The 24,982-nt window shown below is 60.9% G+C and carries 19 protein-coding genes; 8 read left to right on the top strand and 11 right to left on the bottom strand.

All coding sequences use genetic code 11. The annotated features are described in order from the left end of the window. The first annotated feature begins 54 nt into the window (after window positions 1–54). Complete coding sequence (gene rlmKL, locus ACRESH_RS14295; protein ID WP_431742611.1) at window positions 55–2,256, top strand: bifunctional 23S rRNA (guanine(2069)-N(7))-methyltransferase RlmK/23S rRNA (guanine(2445)-N(2))-methyltransferase RlmL; 2,202 nt, start codon at window positions 55–57, stop codon at window positions 2,254–2,256. Between the two features lie 106 nt (window positions 2,257–2,362). Beyond that, window positions 2,363–4,759 carry a sensor domain-containing diguanylate cyclase gene (locus ACRESH_RS14290; RefSeq protein WP_431742610.1) on the top strand — a complete coding sequence of 799 codons (2,397 nt, stop codon included), beginning with the start codon at window positions 2,363–2,365 and terminating at the stop codon, window positions 4,757–4,759. A gap of 4 nt (window positions 4,760–4,763) precedes the next feature. On the opposite strand, the gene dacB is transcribed toward ACRESH_RS14290, so the two are convergent. After that, complete coding sequence (gene dacB / locus ACRESH_RS14285) at window positions 4,764–6,227, bottom strand: D-alanyl-D-alanine carboxypeptidase/D-alanyl-D-alanine endopeptidase (RefSeq protein WP_431742609.1); 1,464 nt, start codon at window positions 6,225–6,227, stop codon at window positions 4,764–4,766. 203 nt (window positions 6,228–6,430) lie between these two features. On the opposite strand from dacB, the gene ACRESH_RS14280 reads away from it, so the two are divergent. Then, complete coding sequence (locus ACRESH_RS14280) at window positions 6,431–6,775, top strand: YggL family protein (RefSeq protein ID WP_431742608.1); 345 nt, start codon at window positions 6,431–6,433, stop codon at window positions 6,773–6,775. Between the two features lie 41 nt (window positions 6,776–6,816). On the opposite strand, the gene ACRESH_RS14275 is transcribed toward ACRESH_RS14280, so the two are convergent. The 6 genes from ACRESH_RS14275 to ACRESH_RS14250 all read right to left on the bottom strand — a co-directional run bounded on the left by ACRESH_RS14275 (window position 6,817) and on the right by ACRESH_RS14250 (window position 13,875). Continuing rightward, window positions 6,817–10,476: a transporter substrate-binding domain-containing protein gene (locus tag ACRESH_RS14275; protein ID WP_431742607.1), complete on the bottom strand. Its 3,660-nt coding sequence runs from the start codon at window positions 10,474–10,476 to the stop codon at window positions 6,817–6,819. 8 nt (window positions 10,477–10,484) lie between these two features. Continuing rightward, window positions 10,485–11,111 carry a response regulator gene (locus ACRESH_RS14270; RefSeq protein ID WP_431742606.1) on the bottom strand — a complete coding sequence of 209 codons (627 nt, stop codon included), beginning with the start codon at window positions 11,109–11,111 and terminating at the stop codon, window positions 10,485–10,487. 309 nt (window positions 11,112–11,420) lie between these two features. After that, window positions 11,421–12,752, bottom strand: a complete 1,332-nt coding sequence (locus ACRESH_RS14265) for a deoxyguanosinetriphosphate triphosphohydrolase (RefSeq protein WP_431742605.1) — start codon at window positions 12,750–12,752, stop codon at window positions 11,421–11,423. Between the two features lie 91 nt (window positions 12,753–12,843). Next, window positions 12,844–13,176: a hypothetical protein gene (locus tag ACRESH_RS14260; protein ID WP_431742604.1), complete on the bottom strand. Its 333-nt coding sequence runs from the start codon at window positions 13,174–13,176 to the stop codon at window positions 12,844–12,846. Then, entirely contained in the window at window positions 13,173–13,550 is a 378-nt protein-coding gene (locus tag ACRESH_RS14255; protein ID WP_431742603.1) for a phage holin family protein, read from the bottom strand. Before ACRESH_RS14255 ends, ACRESH_RS14260 begins: the two co-directional genes overlap by 4 nt. Before the next feature lie 10 nt (window positions 13,551–13,560). Next, window positions 13,561–13,875, bottom strand: coding sequence for a DUF883 family protein (locus tag ACRESH_RS14250; RefSeq protein ID WP_431742602.1), 315 nt, complete (start codon window positions 13,873–13,875; stop codon window positions 13,561–13,563). A gap of 298 nt (window positions 13,876–14,173) precedes the next feature. On the opposite strand from ACRESH_RS14250, the gene ACRESH_RS14245 reads away from it, so the two are divergent. Beyond that, the gene (locus ACRESH_RS14245; RefSeq protein WP_431742601.1) at window positions 14,174–15,382 is read left to right on the top strand and encodes an ammonium transporter; all 1,209 of its coding nucleotides are present in this window, start codon (window positions 14,174–14,176) and stop codon (window positions 15,380–15,382) included. On the opposite strand, the gene ACRESH_RS14240 is transcribed toward ACRESH_RS14245, so the two are convergent. Further along, entirely contained in the window at window positions 15,383–17,341 is a 1,959-nt protein-coding gene (locus ACRESH_RS14240; protein WP_431742643.1) for a monovalent cation:proton antiporter-2 (CPA2) family protein, read from the bottom strand. 177 nt (window positions 17,342–17,518) lie between these two features. On the opposite strand from ACRESH_RS14240, the gene ACRESH_RS14235 reads away from it, so the two are divergent. The 4 genes from ACRESH_RS14235 (at window position 17,519) to ACRESH_RS14220 (ending at window position 19,620) form a co-directional block, all read left to right on the top strand. Continuing rightward, window positions 17,519–17,755, top strand: coding sequence for a glutaredoxin family protein (locus tag ACRESH_RS14235; RefSeq protein ID WP_431742600.1), 237 nt, complete (start codon window positions 17,519–17,521; stop codon window positions 17,753–17,755). Window positions 17,756–17,850: 95 nt separating this feature from the next. Beyond that, on the top strand, window positions 17,851–18,282 hold the full coding sequence (locus ACRESH_RS14230; RefSeq protein WP_431742599.1) for a D-Ala-D-Ala carboxypeptidase family metallohydrolase: 432 nt from the start codon (window positions 17,851–17,853) through the stop codon (window positions 18,280–18,282). An 88-nt stretch (window positions 18,283–18,370) separates the two neighbouring features. Further along, window positions 18,371–18,682: a transcriptional regulator gene (locus tag ACRESH_RS14225; RefSeq protein WP_431742598.1), complete on the top strand. Its 312-nt coding sequence runs from the start codon at window positions 18,371–18,373 to the stop codon at window positions 18,680–18,682. A 50-nt stretch (window positions 18,683–18,732) separates the two neighbouring features. Then, the gene (locus ACRESH_RS14220) at window positions 18,733–19,620 is read left to right on the top strand and encodes a pseudouridine synthase (RefSeq protein ID WP_431742597.1); all 888 of its coding nucleotides are present in this window, start codon (window positions 18,733–18,735) and stop codon (window positions 19,618–19,620) included. 39 nt (window positions 19,621–19,659) lie between these two features. On the opposite strand, the gene ACRESH_RS14215 is transcribed toward ACRESH_RS14220, so the two are convergent. From ACRESH_RS14215 to acnA, 3 genes are all read right to left on the bottom strand, one after another. Then, window positions 19,660–21,225, bottom strand: a complete 1,566-nt coding sequence (locus ACRESH_RS14215; protein WP_431742596.1) for a methyl-accepting chemotaxis protein — start codon at window positions 21,223–21,225, stop codon at window positions 19,660–19,662. A gap of 93 nt (window positions 21,226–21,318) precedes the next feature. Beyond that, complete coding sequence (locus ACRESH_RS14210) at window positions 21,319–22,095, bottom strand: CPBP family intramembrane glutamic endopeptidase (protein ID WP_431742595.1); 777 nt, start codon at window positions 22,093–22,095, stop codon at window positions 21,319–21,321. A 118-nt stretch (window positions 22,096–22,213) separates the two neighbouring features. Continuing rightward, on the bottom strand, window positions 22,214–24,955 hold the full coding sequence (gene acnA / locus ACRESH_RS14205; RefSeq protein ID WP_431742594.1) for an aconitate hydratase AcnA: 2,742 nt from the start codon (window positions 24,953–24,955) through the stop codon (window positions 22,214–22,216). Window positions 24,956–24,982: the final 27 nt, after the last annotated feature.

Here is a 24,982-nt window from a genome sequence, read left to right as displayed (position 1 = left end):
TCGGAAGGGCGATGCGCTTGCCCTCCACTTATTGCTCAAGGCACTGGATACCTCATGTCGGACCGTTTCGAACTCTACCTAACCTGCCCTAAAGGCCTTGAAGGACTGCTCGCCGAAGAGGCTCGAGGCCTGGGCCTTGAAGAGGTGCGCGAACACACCTCGGCGATTCGCGGCTCGGCCGACATGGAAACCGCCTACCGGTTGTGTCTTTGGTCGCGCCTGGGCAACCGTGTGCTGCTGGTGCTCAAGCGCTTCAACATGAAGAACGCCGACGACTTGTACGATGGTGTGCACGATGTCGAATGGCAGGACCACCTGGAGGCCAGCGGTTCGCTGGCTGTGGAGTTCAGTGGCCATGGCTCGGGTATCGACAACACCCATTTTGGTGCGCTGAAGGTCAAGGATGCCATCGTCGACAAGCTGCGTACCCGCGATGGCGAGCGTCCGTCGGTTGACAAGCTCAATCCGGATTTGCGCGTGCACCTGCGTCTGGATCGCGGTGAAGCGATCCTGTCCCTGGACCTGTCCGGTCACAGTCTGCACCAGCGCGGTTACCGCCTGCAGCAGGGCGCTGCGCCGCTCAAGGAAAACCTTGCCGCCGCCGTGCTGATTCGTGCCGGCTGGCCGCGCATTGCCGCCGAAGGCGGGGCGCTGGCTGACCCGATGTGCGGTGTGGGTACCTTCCTGGTGGAAGCGGCGATGATCGCCGCTGATATCGCTCCCAACCTCAAGCGTGAACGCTGGGGTTTCAGTGCCTGGCTTGGCCACGTGCCGGCGCTGTGGCGCAAGCTGCATGACGAAGCGCAGGCGCGGGCGCAGGCCGGCCTTGCCCGTCCACCGTTGTGGATTCGTGGCTACGAGGCCGATCCACGACTGATCCAGCCGGGTCGCAACAACGTCGAGCGTGCCGGCCTGAGCGACTGGGTGAAAATCTACCAGGGCGAGGTGGGCAGTTTCGAGCCACGTCCAGACCAGAACCAGAAGGGCCTGGTGATCTGCAACCCGCCCTATGGTGAGCGTCTGGGTGATGAAGCCAGTCTGCTGTATCTCTATCAGAACCTCGGCGAGCGCCTGCGTCAGTCGTGCCTGAACTGGGAAGCGGCGGTGTTTACTGGCGCCCCGGACCTGGGCAAGCGCATGGGCATTCGTAGCCACAAACAGTACGCTTTCTGGAACGGCGCTCTGCCGTGCAAGCTGCTGCTGATCAAGGTCCAGCCTGACCAGTTCGTGACCGGCGAACGCCGTCAGCCTGAGCGTGATGCCCAAGGCAATGAAGATCAGCGTTCACCTGCAGCCGTCGCCAGCGAGCCGGCGCGCTTGAGCGAAGGCGGGCAGATGTTCGCCAATCGCCTGCAGAAGAACCTCAAGCAACTGGGCAAGTGGGCCAAGCGCGAACAGGTCAGTTGCTACCGCCTGTATGACGCCGACATGCCTGAGTACGCCCTGGCCATCGACTTGTATCAGGACTGGGTACACGTCCAGGAGTACGCCGCACCCCGTTCGGTTGATCCGGAGAAGGCCCAGGCCCGCCTGTTCGATGCCCTGGCCGCGATTCCCCAAGCACTGGGCATCGACCAGAGCCGCGTGGTGGTCAAGCGTCGCGAGCGTCAGAGCGGTACCCGCCAGTACGAGCGCCAGAGCACTCAGGGTCAGTTCCTGGAAGTCAGCGAAGGTGGCGTCAAGTTGCTGGTCAACCTGACCGATTACCTGGACACCGGCCTGTTCCTCGACCACCGGCCGATGCGCATGCGCATCCAGCGCGAGGCGGCCGGCAAGCGCTTCCTCAATCTGTTCTGCTACACCGCGACCGCCAGTGTTCACGCGGCCAAGGGGGGCGCGCGCAGCACCACCAGCGTTGACTTGTCACGTACCTATCTGGACTGGGCGCGGCGCAACCTGTCGCTCAATGGTTTCTCTGACAAGAACCGGCTGGAGCAGGGTGATGTCATGGCCTGGCTGCAAGCGTGTCGTGACGAGTTCGAGCTGATCTTTATCGATCCACCGACCTTCTCCAACTCCAAGCGCATGGAAGGTGTATTCGACGTCCAGCGTGATCATGTCGAGTTGCTCGATCTGGCAATAGCACGGCTGGCGCCAGGCGGCGTGCTGTATTTCTCCAACAACTTCCGCAAGTTCCAGCTCGACGAACGTCTGGCTGAGCGTTATGCGGTAGAGGAAATCACTGCGCAGACCCTGGATCCGGACTTTGCTCGCAACAGCAAGATTCATCGGGCATGGCGCCTTCAAGCGCGTTGAGTGCAATCCTCTCTCAGGCGGCAGATTGCTTCATTAGTGGCTAATAGCTATAACTGAGAGAGGGCTTGGGAAACGCTGCATGCTGGCGTTATGAGTGTTATCTACTATGTCGATGCATGGCGTCCGTCCAAAAGTGCTCGGCTTTGTCAGCGAAGAAGTGCCCGCCTGGCTGGCTGCCCTTGTGGCATTGGTGGCCGGCGGACTGTTGACCGCTGTGTTGGCGCTGGCAACCTACGCGTTGTACCAGCAACAGTTGCGCCAACGCTTCGAGTTGCTGGCCAGTGAGCGTTACAGTCGTATCGAAGAACGCTTCGAGGATCAGGTGCAGCGCCTGGATGGGCTGCGCCGGTTTTTCGTCTTTGCCATTGAGATCACCCGCGAAGAGTTCAACGGTTATGCGCGGCCCTTGCTGTATCGCACCCAGGCCTATTCCTGGGCGCCGCGGGTGCCGGGGCCGACACGCCATGCGTTCGAGCAGCGCGCGAGCCAGGTCCTTGGCCATCCCTACGAAATTCAGCAACTGACCGATAATGGCAGTTTGCACGCATCCCCCGTGCGCCCGGTGTACTACCCGGTGCTGTTTACCCAGGCATTGAGCCTTCAGCGCCAACCGCTTGGTCTGGACCTGCTTTCCCAAGCCCCGCGACAGGATACCCTGCAGCGTGCCGCCAAACCTGGCAGCATGGCCGTATCTGCGCCGTTGAACCTTGTGGATGTGGAACCTGCGTATGACCGCGGTGTGTTGATGGTGGCACCGGTGTTCGCGCCACGCGATCCCGGCCCTGAACCGCAAGGCTATGTCATGGCGGTGATCAGCATGCGCCAGCTGATGGCCGAGGGTTTGCCCACTGCTGTTCAGGACAACCTGGTGGTGCGTATTCGCGACCTGACCGGGCCGGACGGCCAGCACGAGGTGCTATTCCAGTCGGACAATCAGGGTACGTCCTCGCCTCTGGCTGCCAGTTATCTGTTGCACCTGGCCGATCATGACTATCAGCTCGATATCCGTCCAAGCCTGGCTTTCATGCAGGCCAACCGGTCTTCGGCAGTCACCGCTGTGATGTCTCTCGGCGGGCTGCTCAGTGTGTTGCTCAGTGCCTTGCTGTTCAGTCTGTTCAGTCAGCGCCAGCGCGCCTTGACGCTGGTCGAGCAGCGCACTGGCGAGCTGCGCATCAGTGAGCAATCCTTGCGTGATACCCACAACCAGCTGCGCAGCGTGCTGGATGCCGCGACTCAGGTCGCGATTATCGCCACCAGCCTGCGTGGCGTAATCAGCACGTTCAACGCTGGGGCCGAACGCATGCTCGGCTACAGCAGTGGCGAAGCAGTGGGCAGCCTCACGCTCGAGGCGCTGGTCTGGCCCCATGAGCTGCAACAGCGGGCCCATGACTTGAGCCAGCGTTATGGTCGCGAAGTCACTCCAGCCCAGGCGATGTTCGCGCAAACCGTCCAAGAGGGCGGCAACGAGGCGGGCGAGTGGACGCTGCGGCGCAAGGACGGCAGCCATTTGCTGGCCAACATGCTGGTGACGGCAGTGCTCGATGAACATGGCTTGTGGGTCGGCCACCTGGCGATCTGTATCGATGTCACTGAGCGCAAACGGGTGCATGAAGCCTTGGCGGCCCGTGACCGCTTGCTGGAGAAGCTCAGTGCCGAGGTGCCTGGCGGTATCTATCAGTTTCGCCTGCGTGCGGATGGCAGTTCTTGCTTCAGCTACGCCAGTGAAGGCTTGCGTGATATCTATGAGATCGAGCTTGAGCTGTTGCGCCAGGATGCTACCGCGGTATTTGAGCGCATCCATCCGGATGACCTCCTGCGTGTGCGCAGCTCGATCCGCTACTCAGCTGAGCACCTGACACCCTGGCGTGAAGAGTATCGGGTGCTGCTGCCACTGGCAGGCCAGCGCTGGGTACGGGGGGAAGCGACCCCTGAGCCGGACGAGGATGGCAGCACGCTGTGGCACGGCTACTTGACGGATATCTCCGATCTGAAACGTGTCGAAGAAGAGCTACGGGCGCTGTCGGTGACCGACTCGCTGACCGGTATCCATAACCGGCGCTATTTCCAGGAGCGTTTGAAGGCCGAGCTTGAGCGCGCCCAGCGCGAGCAACTGGACCTGGCGGTAATCATGCTGGATATCGACCATTTCAAGCGAATCAACGACCAGTTCGGGCATGCCGTGGGTGACCATGTGTTGCGCTGTCTGTGCCAGCGGATCAGTCACCGCCTGCGGCGTACCGATGTGTTCTGTCGTCTGGGAGGGGAAGAGTTCATGGTGTTGTGCCCCGGCAGTAACACCGATCAGGCGCACTCGCTGGCCATGGAGTTGTGGCAGGGGGTGCGCAGTGTGCTGGTGGAGGGCGTCGGGAAGGTCACTGCAAGTTTTGGCGTGGCCGGCTGGCGCCCGGGGGAGGGCGCCGATGCCTTGTTGCTACGCGCCGACTCTGGCGTCTATGCGGCCAAACAGGCAGGCCGCGACCGGGTCGAGGCAGAACTGCCCTGAGCGCTCAGGGCGCAACGGCCGCGGTGCTGTTGACCAGTTTCGGCTGGCGATACAGGTCCAGCAGCACTTGGTCGAGCACGGCTGAGGCACCCCAGGGTTTCGGGTCGTTGAGGATCGCCGCTACGGCCCAGGTGTTACCGTTGCTGTCGCGACTGTACCCGGCAATGGCGCGGACGGTATTCAGGGTGCCGGTCTTGATATGGGCCTCACCGGTCATGGCGGTGCGCTTGAGCCGCTTGCGCATGGTGCCATCCATGCCTACCAGCGGCATTGAACTGATGAATTCGGCGGCGTAGGGGCTTTTCCAGGCAGCTTGCAGCAAGGCAGCCATTTCCCGGGTGCTGACCCGTTCGGCGCGGGACAATCCGGAGCCGTTCTCCATGATCAGGTGCGGTGCAGTGATGCCCTTTTTCGCCAGCCATTGGCGTACCACGCGTTGCGCCGCTCGGGCGTCGTCGCCATCGGCATCGGTGCGGAACTGCGCGCCCAGGCTCAGGAACAACTGTTGGGCCATGGTGTTGTTACTGTATTTGTTGATGTCGCGAATGATCTCGACCAGGTCCGGCGAGAAAGCGCGTGCCAGCAGGCGGGCACTTTTCGGTACGCTGTCGATCCGGTCGCGGCCCTGGATGGTGCCACCCAGCTCGTTCCATATGGCCCGTACCGCGCCTGCGGCATAGCTCGGGTGGTCGAGCAGCGACAGGTAGGTCTGCGAGTTGCAGCCATCACCCAGCTGGCCGCTGACCACGACGGTGACGCCGTCAGCCTGGGGCACCGGGTTGTAGCGCACGTCGCCTGTGCATTGCTTGCTGTTGACCGCCTTGACCTGGTTATCGATGCGGATGTTGGCAATCGGTGGTTCAACCGATACCAGCACCTTGCCACTGTCGTTGCGGGCGACAAAGCGCAGGGCCTTGAGGTTGATCAACAACGAGTCGGGCTTGACCAGGAAGGGTTTGTTTTCGTCACCACCGTCATCATTGAACTGGGGGAGTACGGGTTGGACGAAATGGCTGCGGTCGAGCACCAGGTCGCCGCTGATGGTTTGCACGCCATTGGCGCGCAGGTCGCGCATCAACAGCCAGAGTTTTTCCATGTTCAGCTTCGGGTCACCGCCGCCCTTGAGGTAGAGGTTGCCCTGCAGAGTGCCGTTACGTAGCGGGCCATCGCTGTAGAACTCGGTCTTCCACTGGTGGGTCGGGCCGAGCAGCTCCAGCGCCGCATAGGTGGTGACCAGCTTCATGGTCGAGGCTGGATTGACCGACACATCGGCGTTGAACACGGTTGGCGTGCCTGGACCGTTGAGCGGCAGCATCACCAGCGACAGCGCCGAGTCCTGCAATTTATTGGTTTTCAGCGCTTGCTGGACTTTGGCTGGCAGCGTGGTGTTGACGGCCGCGGCCTGGGAAGGCAACGCAACGGGCAGGAGCAGGCCGGCAAGCAGAAGAGGGCGTAAAGATCTGATCATGTGCAATAAAACCCTGCAAGCGAGGGGTGAAAAAAACGGAGCAAGGAAAGATGAAGGCCCCGGTACGAAAATATAGCGCGCATTATGCCCCAAGGCGCAGGCCTGTGGGGCAGTGCGACAGGGTGGCTTGTCGGCTTTTATTCCGGCAGCCCTGCGGCGAAACTGGTAAAGTGCGCCGCGTTATTACTCAAGAGGATTGTTTCATGGCCACTAACCGTTCCCGCCGTCTGCGCAAAAAACTCTGTGTGGATGAATTCCAGGAGCTGGGTTTTGAGTTGAACCTGGACTTCAAGGAAGACCTGACCGACGAAGCCGTTGATGCCTTCCTCGATGCCTTCCTGACCGAAGCCATGGACGCCAATGGCCTGGACTATGTTGGTGGCGACGACTTCGGTCTGGTTTGCCTGGCCAAGCGTGGCTCGGTCAGCGAAGAACAACGCGCTACCGTTGAAAGCTGGCTCAAAGCTCGCAACGAGTTGACCCGCGTCGAGGTTAGCCCGCTGCTGGACGCCTGGCATCCAGAACAGCCGATCAATCCGGTTGCCTGATGCTAGATGAAACGGCGGCCCCAGTGGCCGCCGTTTTGTTTTCAGCCTGCCTGTGCCGTAGCGCTGGCTGAGCCACCTTGGTGCAAGTGTTGTTCCAGTGCCTGCTCCACTGCCGCCAAGGCCGCCACCACCTGTTGCTGGTGAAATTCGAGCATGGGTGTTGGCGCGTTCGCCTGGCAGCCTGATTCCAGCTGTTGGCAGGCATCGATCAGGGTGCTGGCCTGAATAATCCGGGCAGCGCCGAGAATGCGATGGGCTTCGTCCTGCAACTGCTGGGATTGTAGCGTTGGGTCGAGCTCCTCCAGGGCTAGCCGGTCCTTACTAAAACTATGCTGAAGCTGCTTTAGCAATGCTTGCAGATCGGCGGCGCTGTTACCCACCACAGGCTCCAGGCCCTGCAGGTCGAATAGGCTCGAATGGGTGGGAGAAGTGCGCAGGGGCAGTGGTTGTACCCTGGCGAGGCGCTGTCCCAGGGCCTTGAGGCTGATTGGCTTGAGCAGGCAGTCATCCATGCCGGCCTGCTGGCATTGTTCACGGACTTCGGGCTGGGCATTGGCGGTGTAGCCAAGGATGGTGCTGCGTGGCCATTGCAGTTCGCTTTCGTCAGCGCGCACTGCCTGTGCGAGTTGGTAGCCATTCATGCCTGGCATGTTGCAGTCGAGGATCAGCACGTCGAATGCCTCTCGCCGCCACAGCTCCAGGCCCTCCAGGCCATTGTCGACACTGCGGTGCTGCAACCCCAGGTAGTTCAGTTGCTGGGTCAGTAGCAACAGATTGGCGGGATGGTCATCGACCACCAGTACATTCAGCGCGGCAACGGCTATGCAGGGTTCGGGGATCGAAGCGGGTACTCGGGGCTGGCTGGTCATGAGCGTCAGCGGCATGCGGATATGCACGCAGGTGCCCTGGCCAAACACACTGTGCAAGGTCAGGCTACCGCCCATGAGTTGGCACAGGTCGCGACTGATCGCCAGGCCCAGGCCCGTACCGCTGCGCGCCAGCTTGCTGTCGGGGTTGGCTTGGGCGAAGGGCAGGAACAGGCGTTGTTGGTCCTGTTCGCGAATGCCGATGCCGCTGTCCTGTACGGTCAATTCGAGATTGGCAAGGTCCGGCTCGGGGCCAGGTTCCAGGGTCAGGTTGATGATGATCTGCCCCCGCTCGGTGAACTTGATGGCATTGCTGACCAGGTTCGAAAGAATTTGTTTGACGCGCAGTGGATCCAATCGTACGTCGACACGTGCGCTGGGTGCGATGCGGATCATCAGGTGCAGGTCTTTCTGGCGTGCCAGGCCATCGAATACCCGCCCGACAGACTCGACCAGTTCCGCCAGACTGACGCGTTCCGGCGCCAGGGTCAGGTGCCCGGATTCGATGCGGGCGATGTCGAGTATGTCGCCGATCAAGGCCAGCAGGTCCTTGGCCGAACTGTAGGCCACCTTGACTGCCGTTCGGTCCAGTTGGCCTCGAGTGGCTTTCTCGAGGGTCAGTTCGAGCATGCCGAGGATGGCGTTCATCGGGGTGCGGATCTCATGGCTGATGGTTGCCAGGAAGGTGCTCTTGGCCCGGTTGGCGTCATCGGCCTGCTGTTTGGCTTGTCTCAGGTCCTGAATCAGTTGGCGCCGTTCGCTGATATCGATCCAGCCGCCGATGATGCCCTGGACTTCTCCCAGCGAGTTTCGGTAGGGCAGGATCCAGTGGTAAATGGTCATTGCCCTGTTGTTGAGCAGCAGCGGGCGGTCTACGATCAGTGGCACGCCCTCGCGCATCACCTGTTGGTAGTCGGCCTGGATCTGGCTGGCATAGCAGCTGTCACCCAGCGCGCCATCCTGCAGGCGCATACCCAGAACTTCATCAAGCTGCAACTGAACCGCCTCCAGGTAGCTGTCGTTGCAACTTTGCAGCAACCCTTCGCGATCACGCACGTATATGGGGTGAGGCGTGCCGTTGAGCAGCGCGCGCATGAATTCGAGCTGGTCACCAAGGGCGCGCTCGGCGGCCTCGCGTTGCTTGATCTGGCGGCGCATCCAGGCATTCCAGGCCAGTGACAACAAAAGTAGCACGCCGGTGCCCAGTACGACTTGCAGGACCAGCTGATGGTACTTGCTCCAGTAGGCGTCGGTGTCGGTGCTGTAGCCACGCCAACGGCTGTTGATGATGCCCAGCTCTTCCGGCGCGATACTCAGTAGTGCCTTGTCCAGGATCGACGCCAGTTCCTGGGCGTGCCGGGCGGTAGCCATGGAAAAGGTCGCGGGTTCGGCGCCAACCGAGGCACGAATGGCCAGCCCATGCTGGGACGCCAGGCTGAAGTTGGCGCTGATCAACGCAGTGATGGCAGCGTCGACCCGGCCGCTGGCGAGCAACGAGGTGGATTGAGCGGTGCTTTCGGTCTCCACCAACTCGATGCCGGCCACGCGTGCACGCAAGCTGTCGAGCAGAGGGCTGTCGCGGGTCAGGGCTACGCGTCGGCCCGGCAATTGCTCCAGGGAGGCAGGTTGGTCCGCTCCCGTTCGGGTCACCAGCACGTAGGAGTTTTCCAGGTATGGGCGACTGATGATCAGGGTGCTTTCCCGGCGCTTGCTGGGAGAGATGGCGGCAATCACATCGGCCCGGTCATGGTTCAAGCGATCGATCATGTCACTGATACCACTGGCGCGCTGTACTTCAAAGCGCAAGCCGGTGCGCAAGCGAATCAGCTCGAGCAGGTCGGCGGCAATTCCGCGAAAATTACCGGCGTTATCGAAGAATGTCAGCGGTGCTGCGGTTTCGTTGACCACTACCCGTACTACCGGGTGCTTGCTCAGCCAGCGTTCTTCGTGTTGTGAGAGCTGCAGTTTGCGGTCAGTCAGCAGTACGTCGCTGCCGGCACTCCAACGTTTGAAGATGTTTTCTCGGGTATTGCTTGAGAGGTTGTCGAGTGTGGCATTGATCAATTGCAGCAGGGGGAGGTTGCTTTGCTGTACGGCGAAGCTGAAGCCGACCGGCTCGTGTTTGCCAAAGTTAGCCATCTTGACGTTCTGCAGATGGCCCTGGTTGATCAGGTAATGAGTGGAAATGGTATCGCCGAGAAAAACATCGGCCTGATCGAACGCGACAGCATTGAGGGCATTCTGGTAGGAGGGGTAGGCCTGGATCGTTGCCTTGGGGTAGTTGGCCCGCACCTCTGCAAGCGGCAGGTAGTGGTACACCATGCTCAGGCGCATGCCAGCCAGGCCGGTATCAAGGGGGCGTTTTTCGTTCTCACGGGTCACCAGAACCGGTTGATCTACCGCGTAGGGTCTGGAAAGCACCACACCCGGTGTGGCGGCCTCGAAACCATTGGCGCTGCCGAGCAGGTCTATCTGCCCCAGAGTCAGGGCCCTCACCGCGTCCTGGCGGCTGGCAAAGCGTCGTACCTGAATCGGCAAGCCCAGGGTGTTCCCCAGTATGCCAGCAACGTCCGCGGTCAGGCCCTCGTAGTCGCGACCGCTGGCGGTCATGTCGAAGGGCGGATAATCCGGTGCCGAAGTACCCAGCAGCAATTGCCCTTTGCGTTCGATCCAGCGTCGTTGCGCTGCGCTCAGCGAGAGGTTCATGCTCGCCGGCTGGGAACGGCTGAGCAACGTGTACTGGCTGGCCTGAACTACGTCGGCGCGTGCCGTCGATAGCAGGCACAGGCAGGCCAGGACGCTGCACAGGCAACAAAAGCGGATGCGGCTAGGCATGGCCCGGCTCAAACCAGAGCATTGCGTTTGGCCATTTCAATGAGTTCGACCAGCGACTTGGCCTTGAGCTTCTGCATCAAGCGCTTCTTGTAGGTGCTGACAGTCTTGTTGCTGAGAAACATGCCCTGGGCGATTTCCTTATTGCTCCTGCCTTGGGCAAAGAGTTGCAGTACCATCAACTCCCGATCATTGACTTGCTTGAACAGCTCCAGCTCGCAGTGTTCATCACCATGAGGGTGCAGATTATTGATGGCTTGACTGGGGAAGTAATTGTAACCCGACAACACCGCCTTGATTGCGCTGAGCAGTTCGCTCAGGTCTTCCTGTTTGCATACATAACCGGCGGCGCCGGAGTGCATGCAGCGAACGGCAAACAGCGCGGGCGATTGTGCGGTAAGTACCAGGATTTTTAGCGGAATGGACATGGCGTGGAAGCGCGACAGCACTTCCAGGCCATCGAGCCGTGGGATGCTGATATCGAGGATGACCAGGTCCGGCAGGCATTCGCGGACCATTTGCATGGCGTCGACGCCATTGTCCGACTCTCCGGCCACGCGATAGCCTTCATTCTCCAGGAGCATGCGTACCGCCAGGCGGATGACCGGGTGATCGTCGATGATGAATACAGAGTGCATGTTGAACGTTCCAGATAAGGTGCCAGAGATGAAGTAGGCACATTAACGTAGATAGAACAGGTCGCACATGAACACAAAGGGAGGTTAGTGCTATATAGGAAATTTCCGACCTTAAGTTAAGGGGAGGACTACAAGTCTTGTTTCATACTATTGCTGTATAGGCCGCTATTGGTAACTTTGTGTTTCTGTTTGGTTAGTTTGTTTAATATTTCTGCATTTTGTATTTTTTCTCCTACAGCGAGGTGCGAGAACAAGTAGCCAGGTTTGATACCGCTATGGGTTCCCACACCTTGCTAACGGGTTGCCCGGTCAAACCGGGCTTGAGTGCCCCGTCATTTCCCGCGCCATTTCACTGGCATAGCTGTCTGTCATGCCGGCAATGAAGTCGATCATGCGCAGGAACGACGTATGCAGCGGCGCGCAAGGATTGGGGGCATTGTTACCGAGCAGGTCGAGGATGCGCCGGCTCTTGAACGACGGCGTGCGGCCACCGTGTTGCTCAAGTGCTGCGCCGCAGAAGGAGTTGAGCAGGATTTCGAGGGTGGTATAGGCGCCGATCTCATGGAGCGTCTTGCGTTTGTCCTGGAATATTTTTTTGCGTGCCATATCCTTGGCCTGCAGGACGCAGCGTTTGGCCGGGCCGTGCATGTGCTCGACCAGATCGCCATGCAGTTGCCCCGACAGTAACGCATCCTGTTGTTCGACAAAGGCGCGGGCGGCGGCGTTGGTCAGGTGCTCGATGGCTTTGCCGCGCAGAATGGCCAGCTTGCGCCGGCGCGAATCGCCCGGCCCGAGTTGGCGATAGGTTTCCGGCAGGTCGTCACCTACCAGGCTCAGCAATAGCGACTCCACCTCCGGATAGTCGAGCAGGTCCATTTCCAGGCCGTCTTCGAGGTCGATCAGGGCGTAGCAGATGTCGTCGGCGGCTTCCATCAGGTACACCAGGGGGTGCCGGGCCCAGCGTTGTTCCTCAATTTGTGGCAGGCCGAGTTTGCGGGCAATCTGCTCGAGCAGTGGCAGTTCGCTCTGATAGCAGCCAAATTTGTGTTTCTTGTAGCCCAGCGCGTCGGCATGACGGGCAGTCCAGGGGTACTTCAGGTACGTGCCGAGGGTTGCGTAGGTCAAGCGCGTGCCCCCATCGAACTGGTGGTACTCCAGTTGGGTCAGTACCCGAAAGCCTTGGGCGTTGCCTTCGAAATTGAGAAAGTCGGCACGCTCGGCGTCCGTCATGGCGTCGAGCCAGCCGCGCCCGGCGGCCTGCTGGAACCAGTGGCGGATGGCATCTTCACCGGAGTGGCCGAAGGGCGGATTGCCGATATCGTGGGCCAGGCAAGCCGATTGCACGACCATGCCAAGATCGCTCGGCTCGCACCATTGGGGCAGTTTTTCGCGCAGGGTTTCACCGACACGCATGCCCAGTGAGCGGCCGACACAGCTGACTTCCAGCGAATGGGTCAGGCGTGTGTGGATATGATCGTTGCTGGATACCGGGTGCACCTGGGTCTTGCGCCCCAGGCGACGGAAGGCGCCGGAGAAAATGATCCGGTCATGGTCCTTGTGGAAGGGGCTGCGGCCCAGCTCTTCAGGGCTGTGCAGGGTCTTGCCGAGACGTTCGCGGGTAAGCAGGGTGTGCCAGTCCAAGGCCAGTTCTCCGATACAGGGGGCAGGTGCCTAGCTTCCCGTGTCGGCGCAACAGCTGCAAGTCTATCTAATGGAATGCTTACCCAGATCCTCAGCGCTTGTTGGCAGCCCCCTGCATGACCAGCTTGAGCAACGGTAGCAGGCTGCTGCCCAAGCGGATCATCCGACTCAGGCCGCCGCTTTTGGCGCCCTTGCCGGTCAGAAAGCCCAGCACCACCACCGCACCGATTCCCCACAACGGCGCATGCTTGATCCCCAGCCCACCTTGCAGGCTATCGCCCATGGCGCGCAGACGGGTCAGGGGATTGAGCAACTGTCCAGACTCATGGCGGATTTCCTGGCGGTGCATTTCCAGGCGCAGACGCACCAGCGCCTTGCGCAATTCACGCCGGCTGGTAGTGTTCGGTATTTCAGGCAGGCTCATGGCAACAGACGCTCCCGATCCTTGGCTAGTTCTTCGAGGGTCGAACTGAAGGGTGACGATTCGTCGTACACCGCAGCTTTGAGGCGCAGCCCACAGAACAGTGCCGCCAAGCCATAGAACACACACAGGCCGATGACCCCGGCCAGGCGATAGCTGTCCCACAGCAGCACCAGCACCAGCCCCGAAACGGCGACCAGCAACAGCAGGGCAAACACCAGCGCCAAGCCGGCAAACAACAGCAGGCTCAGGGTGCGCGCTTTCTGTTCCTGCAGCTCAATGCCGAACAGCTCGACATGACCGTGGAGCAGGCCGAGTACGGCGGCGCCCAGGCGTTTGCCCGACGCGCCATTGGCGCCGATCGATTCGCTTTCCATGCCCAGAACCTCAGCGCCGACTAGCCAGCAAGCCGATCAGGAAACCGACCCCGGCGGCGATCCCGATCGATTGCCAAGGGTTGCTCTGCACATAGTTTTCAGTCGCGCTCAGGGCTTCCTGGCCGCGTTCACGGACAGTATCCTGGGTTTGCTGCAGGGTTTCCCGGGCACGAACCAGGCTGTCATGGATCTGGCTACGTAACTCGTCGGCCTGATCGCCGGCCAGGGTAGCGGTGTGCTCCAGCAGTTTTTCGGTGTCACGAACCAAAGCCTGGAAGTCAGCCATCAATACGTCTTGAGCAGTCTTTGCCGATTTGCTGGTCATGGGGCTCTCCCTAATGGTGTGTAGCTATTTCGAGTCGCGAGCGCTGGCGAAGGTTCAGTGAAAAATACTGGTACAGGTTTTGCTGTCCCATAGTGCGCTCAAGTCCGGTGCCTGCGCTAAATCCGCGCGCTGACGTCAAGCGGACCTATAAACCTTAACCCAATCCACGACAAACCCAAGGAAAAACTCCAGGAATCAGCAGGGTCAGCCAGGGAGGTGGCGTTCAAATGATCCAGGCTGGTGCAAAAAGGAGTCCCTGCGCGCTGTCTTGGTGCTTTTCGAAAGGCCTGCCGATCCCATGGAAAATCTGCAAAGTGCGGTGGACACTCTTGTTCACGGCTCCAACACACTCTTCATTCTGCTGGGCGCTGTCATGGTCCTGGCCATGCACGCCGGGTTTGCTTTCCTTGAAGTGGGTACCGTACGGCACAAGAACCAGGTCAATGCACTGTCCAAGATCCTTAGCGATTTTGCCGTATCAACCCTGGCGTACTTTTTCGTTGGCTACTGGATTTCCTATGGCGTGAGTTTCCTGCAGCCAGCGGCGGTGCTCAGTGGTGAGCACGGTTACAGTCTGGTGAAGTTCTTTTTCCTGCTGACATTTGCCGCGGCGATTCCGGCAATCATTTCTGGTGGTATCGCCGAGCGGGCCCGCTTCGCCCCGCAGTTGTGTGCCACAGTACTGATCGTTGCCTTCGTCTACCCCTTCTTCGAAGGTATTGTCTGGAATGGCAATCTGGGCCTCCAGGCCTGGTTGAAGGCGCAGTTTGGCGCCAGCTTCCATGACTTTGCCGGCTCCGTGGTGGTGCATGCCATGGGCGGATGGCTGGCCTTGACGGCAGTTCTGCTGCTCGGGCCGCGCAATGGTCGCTATCGCGACGGCAAGCTGGTGGCGTTCGCCCCTTCGAACATTCCCTTTCTGGCCCTGGGCTCGTGGATTCTGATCGTCGGCTGGTTCGGCTTCAATGTCATGAGCGCCCAGACCCTGCAAGGCGTCAGCGGCCTGGTCGCAGTCAACTCGTTGATGGCCATGGTCGGCGGCACGGTGGCAGCCTTGTTGGTCGGGCGCAATGACCCGGGCTTTCTACACAACGGTCCACTGGCTGGGCTGGTGGCTGTGTGTGCGGGCTCGGATCTGATGCACCCGGTCGGGGCGCTGGCCACTGGGGCGATTGCTGGTGCCCTGTTTGTCTGGTGCTTTATTGCGGCGCAGAACACCTGGAAAATCGACGATGTACTGGGTGTCTGGCCACTGCATGGTTTGTGCGGCGTGTGGGGTGGTATTGCCTGTGGGATTTTCGGCCAGACAGCGTTGGGTGGTCTGGGCGGCGTCAGCCTGATCAGCCAGGTGATCGGCAGCCTGGCCGGGGTGCTGCTGGCACTACTCGGCGGTTTTGCTGTGTATGGTGTAATCAAAATGCTGCTCGGCCTGCGCTTGAGCCAGGAGCAGGAGTACTACGGCGCCGACCTGTCGATCCACAAGATCGGCGCCACCAGCCAGGATTGACTAGCGCCCGCCGACCAATCGCGCTTCACAGACTGCAAGGGCGGATAGCGGGCCGCTGAGCAGCACCGCGTCGCCGGCATGCAGGCAGGTGTCGGCGGTCACGACAAGTTCTTCGCCGTTGCGCTGCACTGCCTGCAGCTCGACACCCAGCTGCTCCAGGCTCAGTTCGGCCAGCGGGCGTCCGCAAGCGTAGGCCTCGGCGCCAAGGTTGACCGCATGCATCATGGCCTTGGGCAGGCCTTCGCTGTCTACAGGGCTAGTCTGGGCGCCATGGTAGAACGCTTGGAGCATGCGGTAGCGGGTCTGGCGCACTTCATTGATACGCGCTTGCACGTGGTCCATTGGCAGGCCAAGCATCACCAGCGCATGGGAAGCCAGCATCAGACTCGATTCGAGCAGCTCCGGTACAACAGCGGTTGCGCCGGCGCTGCGCAGCTCTTCACGCTGGCTGTCATCGCGGGTACGCACCAGAATCTGCACCTGGGCGTGACGCTCGCGAGCCGCTTTGAGCACGCTCATGGCGATGTCGGTCTTGTCCACGGCAATCACCAGCAGACGCGCACGTTCAAGGCCGGTGGCACTGAGCAGTTCGCCCCGGCGTGAGTCACCGTAATGTACGCAACTTTCGCCTGCAGCGGCTTCTTGAACCCGGACAGGGTCATCATCCAAGGCAATGAAGGGGATGTTTTCACGGCGCAGGAAACGCCCGATCGATTGTCCAACCCGGCCATAACCGCAGATCAGTACATGGCCGTTCATTGCCGCGCTTTGCGCCTCGATTGCCTCCAGGTGGATTTCCTCGTTGGGCTTGCGGTGCAGGTGGGCGGCGATGCTGGGTGCGGCACGCAGCAGCAGAGGGGTGACCAGCATCGAGCAGAAGGTGGCGGCCAGCAACAGATTGCCAATGGCTTCTGGCAGCAGATGGGTTTGCTGCATCTGTGCCATCAGGGCGAAACAGAACTCGCCGCCCTGGGCCAAGGCCAGGCCGCTGCGCCAGGCAGTTTCGGCATCGCTGCCACGCAGCCGGACCAGCGCTGCGACCACGCAACCTTTGACCAGCAGCAGGCCCAGGGTCAAGGCGAGAATTTCCAGGCCATGGCTGGCGAACAGTTGCAGGTCGATGAGCATGCCGATACTGACGAAAAAAAGCCCCAGGAGAATGTCCCGGAACGGGCGGATGTCCGCTTCGATCTGATGGCGATAGTTGCTCTCACCCAACAACATACCGGCCAGGAATGCGCCCAGCGCCGGTGACAGGCCGAGCAAGTGCGTCAGCCAGGCGGTCAACAAGACGATGACCAGTGCCAGCAGTACGAACAGCTCTGCCGAATGGGAGCTGGCCACTTCATGGAACAGGCGCGGGAGTAACCAGCGGCTGGCCAGCAGCAGGCCAACAAATAGAATGACGGTTTTGCCCAGGGTCAACGGCAAGGCCCAGTACCAGGCTTGGCCACCTTCGCCAGCAAACACTGGGACCAGGGTCAGCAGCAACACGGCTACCACGTCCTGGAACAGCAGCACGCCAATGGCGTTCTGCCCGTGGCTGCTGAAAATCTCCCCGAGGCTGGTCAGTTCTTTGCTGACGATTGCCGTGGATGACAACGCCAGGCCTGCGCCCAGCAATAGCGCCGCGTTCGCGGGCATGCCCATCAGGGCAAGCAACCCGGCCAGCAGCGTCGCCGAGCCGATCACCTGCAGGCTGCCCAGGCCAAACACCACATTGCGCAGGGCGAGCATTTTTGACAGCGAAAACTCCAGGCCCAGGGAGAACAGCAGGAACACCACGCCCATTTCCGCAAGGTCCGGCAGTTCTTCGCTTTCATTGACCCAGTTGAGTGCGGTGGGGCCGACAAACAGGCCAACACACAGGTAGCCCAGGACAGGCGGCAGCTTCAGGCGTCTGAAGAAGGCAATAACGACCAGCGACGAGGCCAGAATGATCAATAGGTTGGCAAACACAAAACACTCCATGTAGGAAAGCAGCAAAAAACCAGTAAGCATGAGTCATGTCCGCTGGCCTTGCGCTGATCCGGGTCAGTCTTTCGCCAGCGTTTGGGCTCTGGTGTTCCGCGCTCGACGGCCCCTGACTGCAGACCTAGAATAATGATCCCTTCTTTCTCTTGCCGGTACCCATAAATGCTTCCTGAATGCCAATTGTTCGGCACCCTGGGTTGCCACCTGTGTGAAGTGGCCGAAGCCCTGTTGATGCCTTTCGTCGAGCATGGCCTGCTGGTTGAACTGGTGGATATCGCCGATGACGAGTCCACGCTGGAGCGCTACGGTCTGCTGATTCCGGTACTGCGCCGTTGTGACAGCGGCGCGGAGTTGAAGTGGCCGTTTGACGCCGAGCAAGTGGTGGCCTTTCTGCGTTGAAGTATCCGCTTAGGCGGAGAGATTTCCGGTTGTGCGCTGCAGGGTGAGGGCGTGGACAATCCTTGGGTGCTTTTACTCATACCAAGGAGCAGATCATGCACCTGAGCGAACATTTCACACTGGCCGAAATGACGATATCGGAGAGCGCTGCGCGTCTGAATATCGACAACACGCCAAGCGCCGAAACCCTCATCAATCTTCGTCGCCTGTGCACTTTTCTGGAACAAGTACGCTTGTTGATCGACAAACCGGTATTGGTCAGTAGCGGCTACCGCTCCGTTGAATTGAACCGCGCCATTGGTGGTTCGCTTAAGAGTGCTCATGTCCAGGGATTGGCCGCGGACATCAATGCACCGGGAATGGCGCCACTTGCGTTGGCGCAGCGGGTAGCGGACAGCCCGTTGATGTTCGATCAGCTGATTCTGGAGTACGACCAATGGGTGCATCTGGGACTTGCCGCAACACCTGAGCGACGGCAATTGCTGACCATCCGCAAGGGTACCGGTTACCTTTCCGGGCTGGTCTGAGCGCTGTTTGATTGACGCATTCGACAACTCTGAATATGCTGTATATAAATACAGTATTGAGGTGAGGTTTGCCTCGAGGATCCAAACCATGGTTAATGTCGAACAACTGAAATACACCGTCAATCGCATGCCCACCGCCATGGTGAGCGAGGCGGTGCTCGAGTTGCGCCTCGATGGTCTGGTACTGGAGGGCAAGACGCCCTTCAACAAACTGCATTTCAACACCTGTTTCGCCGAGATCGAAGCACTGTTCCAGCGTGCCGGCTACCACCGTCCGCTGGATGTGGTTGGATATCAGGGTTTGTTGTATGCACTCTACGACCCCGGTCGCTGGGAGGCGGTTGAGGTGTTGCGCTGGCTCAAGGAGTTCACCGAGGCCGCTGCAACCCAGACTGGCTGAGGCGCCAGGCTTGCGGGATAATGCGCGGTCTATCTGTCACGAGCGTTCCCATGGCCATTGCCCCTTTCGATCCGGCCCAGCATCAAGCCAGCACGGTCTGCCTGCCTCCTGGCAACTGGGCGACCGTGCTCGACTGTCTGAGTGAGCATTTCAAGGCCGTCGGACGCGAGCAGTGGCTTGACCGGATTGCCCGTGGACGCGTGCTGGATGCCCAGGGTGAGCCGATCAGCGTGGCGCTGGCCTACAAACCGGGGCTGCGCATCCACTATTTTCGTGAAGTACCCAACGAGAAACCTATCCCGTTCGAAGAGCAGATCCTGCATGTCGACGAGCATCTGGTGGTGGCTGACAAACCGCACTTTCTACCCGTCACGCCTACTGGCGAGTATGTTGAACACACCTTGTTGCGTCGGCTGATTCGCCGCCTGGATAACCCGAACCTGGTCCCTTTGCATCGTATCGATCGCCACACCGCCGGGTTGGTGTTGCTTTCTGCCAACCCGCAGAGCCGATCGGCCTATCAATCGCTGTTCCCCAACCGCCAGATCGACAAGCACTACCAGGCTATTGCTCCTGCATTGGCGCAGTTGCAGTTTCCGTTGCGGCACAAGAGTCGCATGGCTAGTGGCGAGCCGTTCTTTCGCATGCAGGAAGTCGACGGACCATGCAATAGCGAAACGCTGGCCCAGGTGTTGGAGAAGAACGGTGAACTATGGCGCTACGGGTTGTCGCCGATCACCGGCAAGACGCACCAGTTACGCGTGCACATGACTGCGCTGGGCGCGAGTATCTGCAACGATCCCTTTTATCCGCAGGTGGTGCAGGAGCAGGATGACTACAGCAAACCGCTGAAGTTATTGGCGCAGAGCCTGCGGTTCACAGATCCGCTGAGCGGTGAAGAGCGCTTTTTCGAAAGCCGGCTGACGCTCGACTGGTAAGGCGGAGTCGGCGCATCCGCAAGCGGATGCGCCGACTTTTCAGCGGTTAAAGCGCTCGACCAGCGAGTACTGGGTGGTGGCGGTGCGGGTCAACTCTTCGCTGAGCAAGGCCGAATGCTGGGCCTGCTCGGACGTCTGGTCAGCCAGCTCGGCGATGGTGCTGATGTTGCGGCTGATCTCGTCGGCCACAGCCGTCTGCTCTTCGGTGGCCGCGGCGATCTGGGTGGCCATGTCGGTGATGTTGGCCACCGCTTCGCTGATACCGACCAGGGCCTGGTCCGCTTCCAGTACTCGCGCCACGCCTTCCTCAGCCTGGCGATGACCCGATTCCATGGTCTGCACGGCATTGTTGGCGGTTTGCTGCAGCTTGGCGATCAGGCTGTGAATCTGGCCAGTCGATTCGCTGGTGCGCTGGGCCAGTTGGCGAACCTCATCGGCCACCACGGCAAAGCCGCGGCCCATCTCCCCAGCTCGCGCTGCTTCAATGGCAGCGTTGAGCGCCAGCAGGTTGGTCTGATCGGCGATGCCCTTGATGACATCGACCACACCGCCGATTTCGTCGCTGTCGCGCGCCAGTTGGGTCACGGTCAAGCCGGTTTCGCCGACAGCCGCCGAGAGGCGCTGGATGGCTTCGCGGGTTTCGCCAGCGATGTCGCGGCCGCGACCGGTCAGGCGATTGGCTTCCTGGGTGGCGTCGGCGGTGCGCTGCACGTGGTTGGCCACTTCCTGGGTCGTGGCGGCCATCTGGTTGACCGCGGCGGCGACCTGTTCGGTCTCGACCCGCTGACGCTCCAGGCCCGAGGAGCTGTTGTGGGCCAGGGTGTCGGACTGCCGGGCCTGCTCGTTGAGGTGCTCTGCAGTGTCCTGTAGACGGGTCAGGCAGGTCTTCAGCCGCGCATCCTGGCTGAGCATGGCCATTTCCAGGCGCGCCTGGACGCCGCGGCTATCGGTGTACATCTGCGCGATCAACGGATCGGAGGTGGACTGCTCGGCCAGGCGCAGCAAGCGCTTGAGACCGCGTTGCTGCCAGGTCAGGCCCAGCAGGCCGAGTGGCACCGACAGAGCCGCCGCCAGGGCGAAGCCCCAGGAGTGGCCAAGCCAGCTACCGATCAGGAAGCCGACCTGGCTGACCAGAATGAAGGGTAGCCAGTCCTGCACCACGGGCAGCCACTTGTCGCGACGTGGGATCGCCGGCCGGTCCTGGTTGATGCGCTGGTACAGGGCCTCGGCCCGACGTACCTGTTCGGCAGTGGGTTTGACCCGTACCGACTCAAAGCCGACCACCTGGTTGTTCTCGAACACCGGGGTGACGTAGGCGTTGACCCAGTAGTGGTCGCCGCTCTTGCAACGGTTCTTGACGATGCCCATCCATGGCAAACCTTGCTTGAGCGTGCTCCACATATGCGCAAACACTGCAGGTGGGACGTCGGGGTGGCGCACCAGGTTGTGCGGCGCGCGCATCAGCTCCTCGCGGGAAAAGCCACTGATCTCGACGAAGGCATCGTTGCAATAGGTGATGACACCCTTGGTATCAGTGGTCGAGATCAAGCGTTGTTGAGCAGGAAACGTCCGTTCGCGCTGGGTAATCGGCTGGTTATTACGCATAAGCTGTTCAATCCGCAAGGCTTTCGAGGGGTATCGGCAGCGTGGAGGGTTTATTGAATGAATTTTTGCAAAAGTCAGCGAGTGACCGCTGGTTCACCCAGGTATCAGCATCGGATAGGTAAAGCCGGCGAAATGAGCCAGGTTCAGGCCGAAATGGCAGAGTACCGCAGCGAACAAGCCACCGTAGCGGTAGGCCAGACCATAACCGATGCCAGCCAGGGAGGCCAACAGCCCCCACTGCCAGCCAGCACCCAGGTGCGCGAGGCCGAACAGGCCAGCGGCCAAGAGCAGGGCTAGGTGTTGATGCTTGAGTAAGCGTTGAAGTCCGCCCTGGATGTAACCACGAAATAGCAGTTCTTCGGTCAGGCTGACCAGCAACAGGTTGTTCAGCACCCAGAGCCAGGCTTGCCCCGGCCATTTCGGTGCCCAGGCAATCATGCCCAGCAGCCAGGCACCGCCCAGGCAAACGGTAATCACCGCCGGCAGCGTCCAGGCCAGGCTCGGCAGGAGGCGCTTGCCGCCCATCGCCAACACCCAGGGACAGGCCAGTAGCAGCCAGAAGCCGATCAATGGCTTGTCCAGGTTCAGGTACATGGAAAAGGGTACCGCGCCTTCGCTGAACACCGCTTTGCCGATGACCTTGGCACCCTGGAAGCCCGGCAGCCAATGCAACGCCAGTGCCAGGGCCAGCAATACGAACAGGGCATGACCGAACAGTTGCTGCCAGCGCGCTCGCCGGTTGACCAGCAATCCGGCGCAAAGCAGGGCAATCAGACTGGGTAGGGCAAGCAGGCCCAGGTTGCCATGGACGAGGGAGAAGACGTAACCAAGGCCCAGCAGGGCCAGTCCGATCCATTGGGAGGCAGGCATGTAGATTCCATTATTCGCTGAAAACGTGAAGTCTACGACTCCCCAGGCGTTGCCCAGGACACGCTCAGTTGCAGTATTGCCGCCTGCAACGGACCTTCACCTCGAACGGGCCTGTGCTTCACGCTGCGATCAATTGCCGCAGCACGTAGTGCAGGATACCGCCCGACTTGAAGTACTCCACCTCATTGAGGGTGTCGATCCGGCACAGCACCTCAATCTGTTCCTGACGGCCATCCTGGCGGGTGACGTTCAGGCTCAGGTTCATGTGTGGCTGGATCCGGGCGTTGCTCAAACCGAGTATATCGATGCGCTCGCTGCCATCGAGGCCCAGGCTCTTGCGGGTCTGCCCGGCCATGAACTGCAGCGGCAACACACCCATGCCCACCAGGTTGGAGCGGTGAATACGCTCGAAGCTTTCCGCCAGCACCGCCTTGATCCCCAGCAGGTTGGTGCCTTTGGCCGCCCAGTCGCGGCTGGAGCCGGTGCCGTACTCCTGGCCGGCAATCACTACCAGCGGCGTGTGGTCGGCCTGGTAGCGCATGGCCGCGTCGTAGATCGCCATCTTCTCGCCGGTAGGAGCATAGAGAGTGTTGCCACCTTCTTCGCCACCGAGTATCTCGTTACGGATGCGAATATTGGCGAAGGTGCCGCGCATCATCACTTCATGGTTGCCCCGGCGCGAGCCGTAGGAGTTGAAGTCGCGCGGTTCCACGCCTTTGTCGCGCAGATAACGCCCGGCCGGGCTGTCGGCCTTGATGTTGCCGGCAGGGGAGATGTGGTCGGTGGTCACCGAGTCGCCGAGCAGGGCCAGCACCCGGGCGCCGTGAATGTCTTCGATGACCGGCAAGGGGCCAGTGATGTCATCAAAGAACGGCGGGTGCTGGATATAGGTGGAATCGTCCTGCCAGACATAGGTGGCCGCCTGCGGTACTGCAATCGCTTGCCATTGGGCGTCGCCGGCGAAGACTTCGGCGTATTCCTTGTGGAACATCGCCGTATCGACACTGGCGACCGCCGCGGCGATTTCCTGCTGGCTTGGCCAGATGTCACGCAGGTACACCGGCTGGCCATCCTTGCCGCTGCCCAGTGCTTCGCAGCTCAAGTCCAGGCGCAAGCTTCCGGCCAGGGCATAGGCCACCACCAACGGTGGAGACGCCAGCCAGTTGGTTTTCACCAGCGGGTGCACCCGGCCTTCGAAGTTGCGGTTACCCGACAGTACCGAGGCGACGGTGAGGTCGGCGCCGGTGATGGCTTTCTCGATGGCGTCGTCCAGCGGCCCGGAGTTACCGATGCACGTGGTGCAGCCGTAGCCGACCAAATCAAAGCCCAATTCATCCAGATAAGGCGTCAGGCCAGCCGCCTTGTAGTAGTCGGTCACCACCTTGGAACCGGGGGCCAGTGAGCTCTTGACCCAAGGTTTGCGCTTCAGGCCTTTCTCGACAGCTTTTTTCGCCACCAGGCCGGCGGCCATCATCACGCTGGGGTTGGAGGTGTTGGTGCAGGAGGTAATCGCGGCGATCACCACGGCGCCGTCGCGCAGCAGATGAGTCTGGCCTTCATATTCATAGCTGACTTCACCGGCCTGGTCGGCATTGCCCACGGCTACGCCGCCACCGCCTTCACTTTCCAGGCGGCCGACGTCCTTGTTCGAGGCACGTAGCTGCAAGCTGAGGAAGCTGTCAAAGGCCTGGCTGACCTGGGACAGGGCGACCCGGTCCTGGGGACGCTTGGGACCGGCCAGGCTGGCCTCCACCTCATGCATGTCCAGGGCCAGGGTGTCGGTGAACACCGGCTCCTGACCGGGCAGGCGCCACAGCCCCTGTTCCTTGCAGTAGGCTTCAACCAGCTTGACGGTGTCTTCGGGTCGGCCCGACAGGCGCAGGTAATCCAAGGTCACCTGGTCGACCGGGAAGAAGCCGCAGGTGGCACCATATTCCGGTGCCATGTTGGCGATGGTGGCGCGGTCGGCCAGCGGCAGGTCAGCCAGGCCGTCGCCGTAGAACTCGACGAATTTGCCCACCACGCCTTTTTTGCGCAGCATCTGCGTGACGGTCAACACCAGGTCGGTGGCGGTGATGCCTTCGCGCAGCTTGCCAGTCAGCTTGAAGCCAATGACTTCGGGGATCAGCATCGACACCGGCTGGCCGAGCATCGCAGCTTCCGCTTCGATACCGCCGACCCCCCAGCCGAGCACCCCCAGGCCGTTGATCATGGTGGTGTGCGAGTCGGTGCCGACCAGGGTGTCGGGGAAGGCGTAGGTGCGACCGTCCTCTTCGCGGGTCCACACGGTGCGTCCCAGGTACTCCAGGTTGACCTGGTGGCAGATGCCGGTGCCCGGAGGTACCACGCTGAAGTTATCGAAGGCATTCTGGCCCCAGCGCAGGAAGGCGTAGCGTTCGCCGTTGCGCTGCATTTCAATGTCGACGTTCTGCGCGAAGGCCTCTTGGCTGGCGTAGCGGTCGACCATCACCGAGTGGTCGATGACCAGATCTACTGGCGACAGCGGATTGATCCGCTGCGGATCACCGCCGGCCTTGGCCATGGCCGCGCGCATGGCGGCCAGGTCGACCACCGCGGGGACCCCGGTAAAATCCTGCATCAGCACCCGTGCCGGGCGGTACTGGATCTCGCGGTCGGAGCGGCGCTCCTTGAGCCAGTCGGCCAATGCGCCAAGGTCGGCGCGGGTGACCGTCTTGTCGTCCTCCCAGCGCAGCAGGTTTTCCAGCAGCACCTTCAGCGACATGGGCAAGCGCTGCAAGTCGCCGAGACGCTTGGCGGCCTCGGTCAGGCTGAAGTAGTAATAGGGACGGTCAGCGACCATTAGCGTCTTGAGGGTTTTCAGGCTATCGAGCGAGGGCATTACCAACTCCTTCTGCGCAGGTGTTCG

This window comes from Pseudomonas sp., from assembly GCF_050739775.1.
Classification (GTDB): Bacteria; Pseudomonadota; Gammaproteobacteria; order Pseudomonadales; family Pseudomonadaceae; genus Aquipseudomonas.
This window is presented reverse-complemented; position numbering and strand designations above follow the sequence as displayed.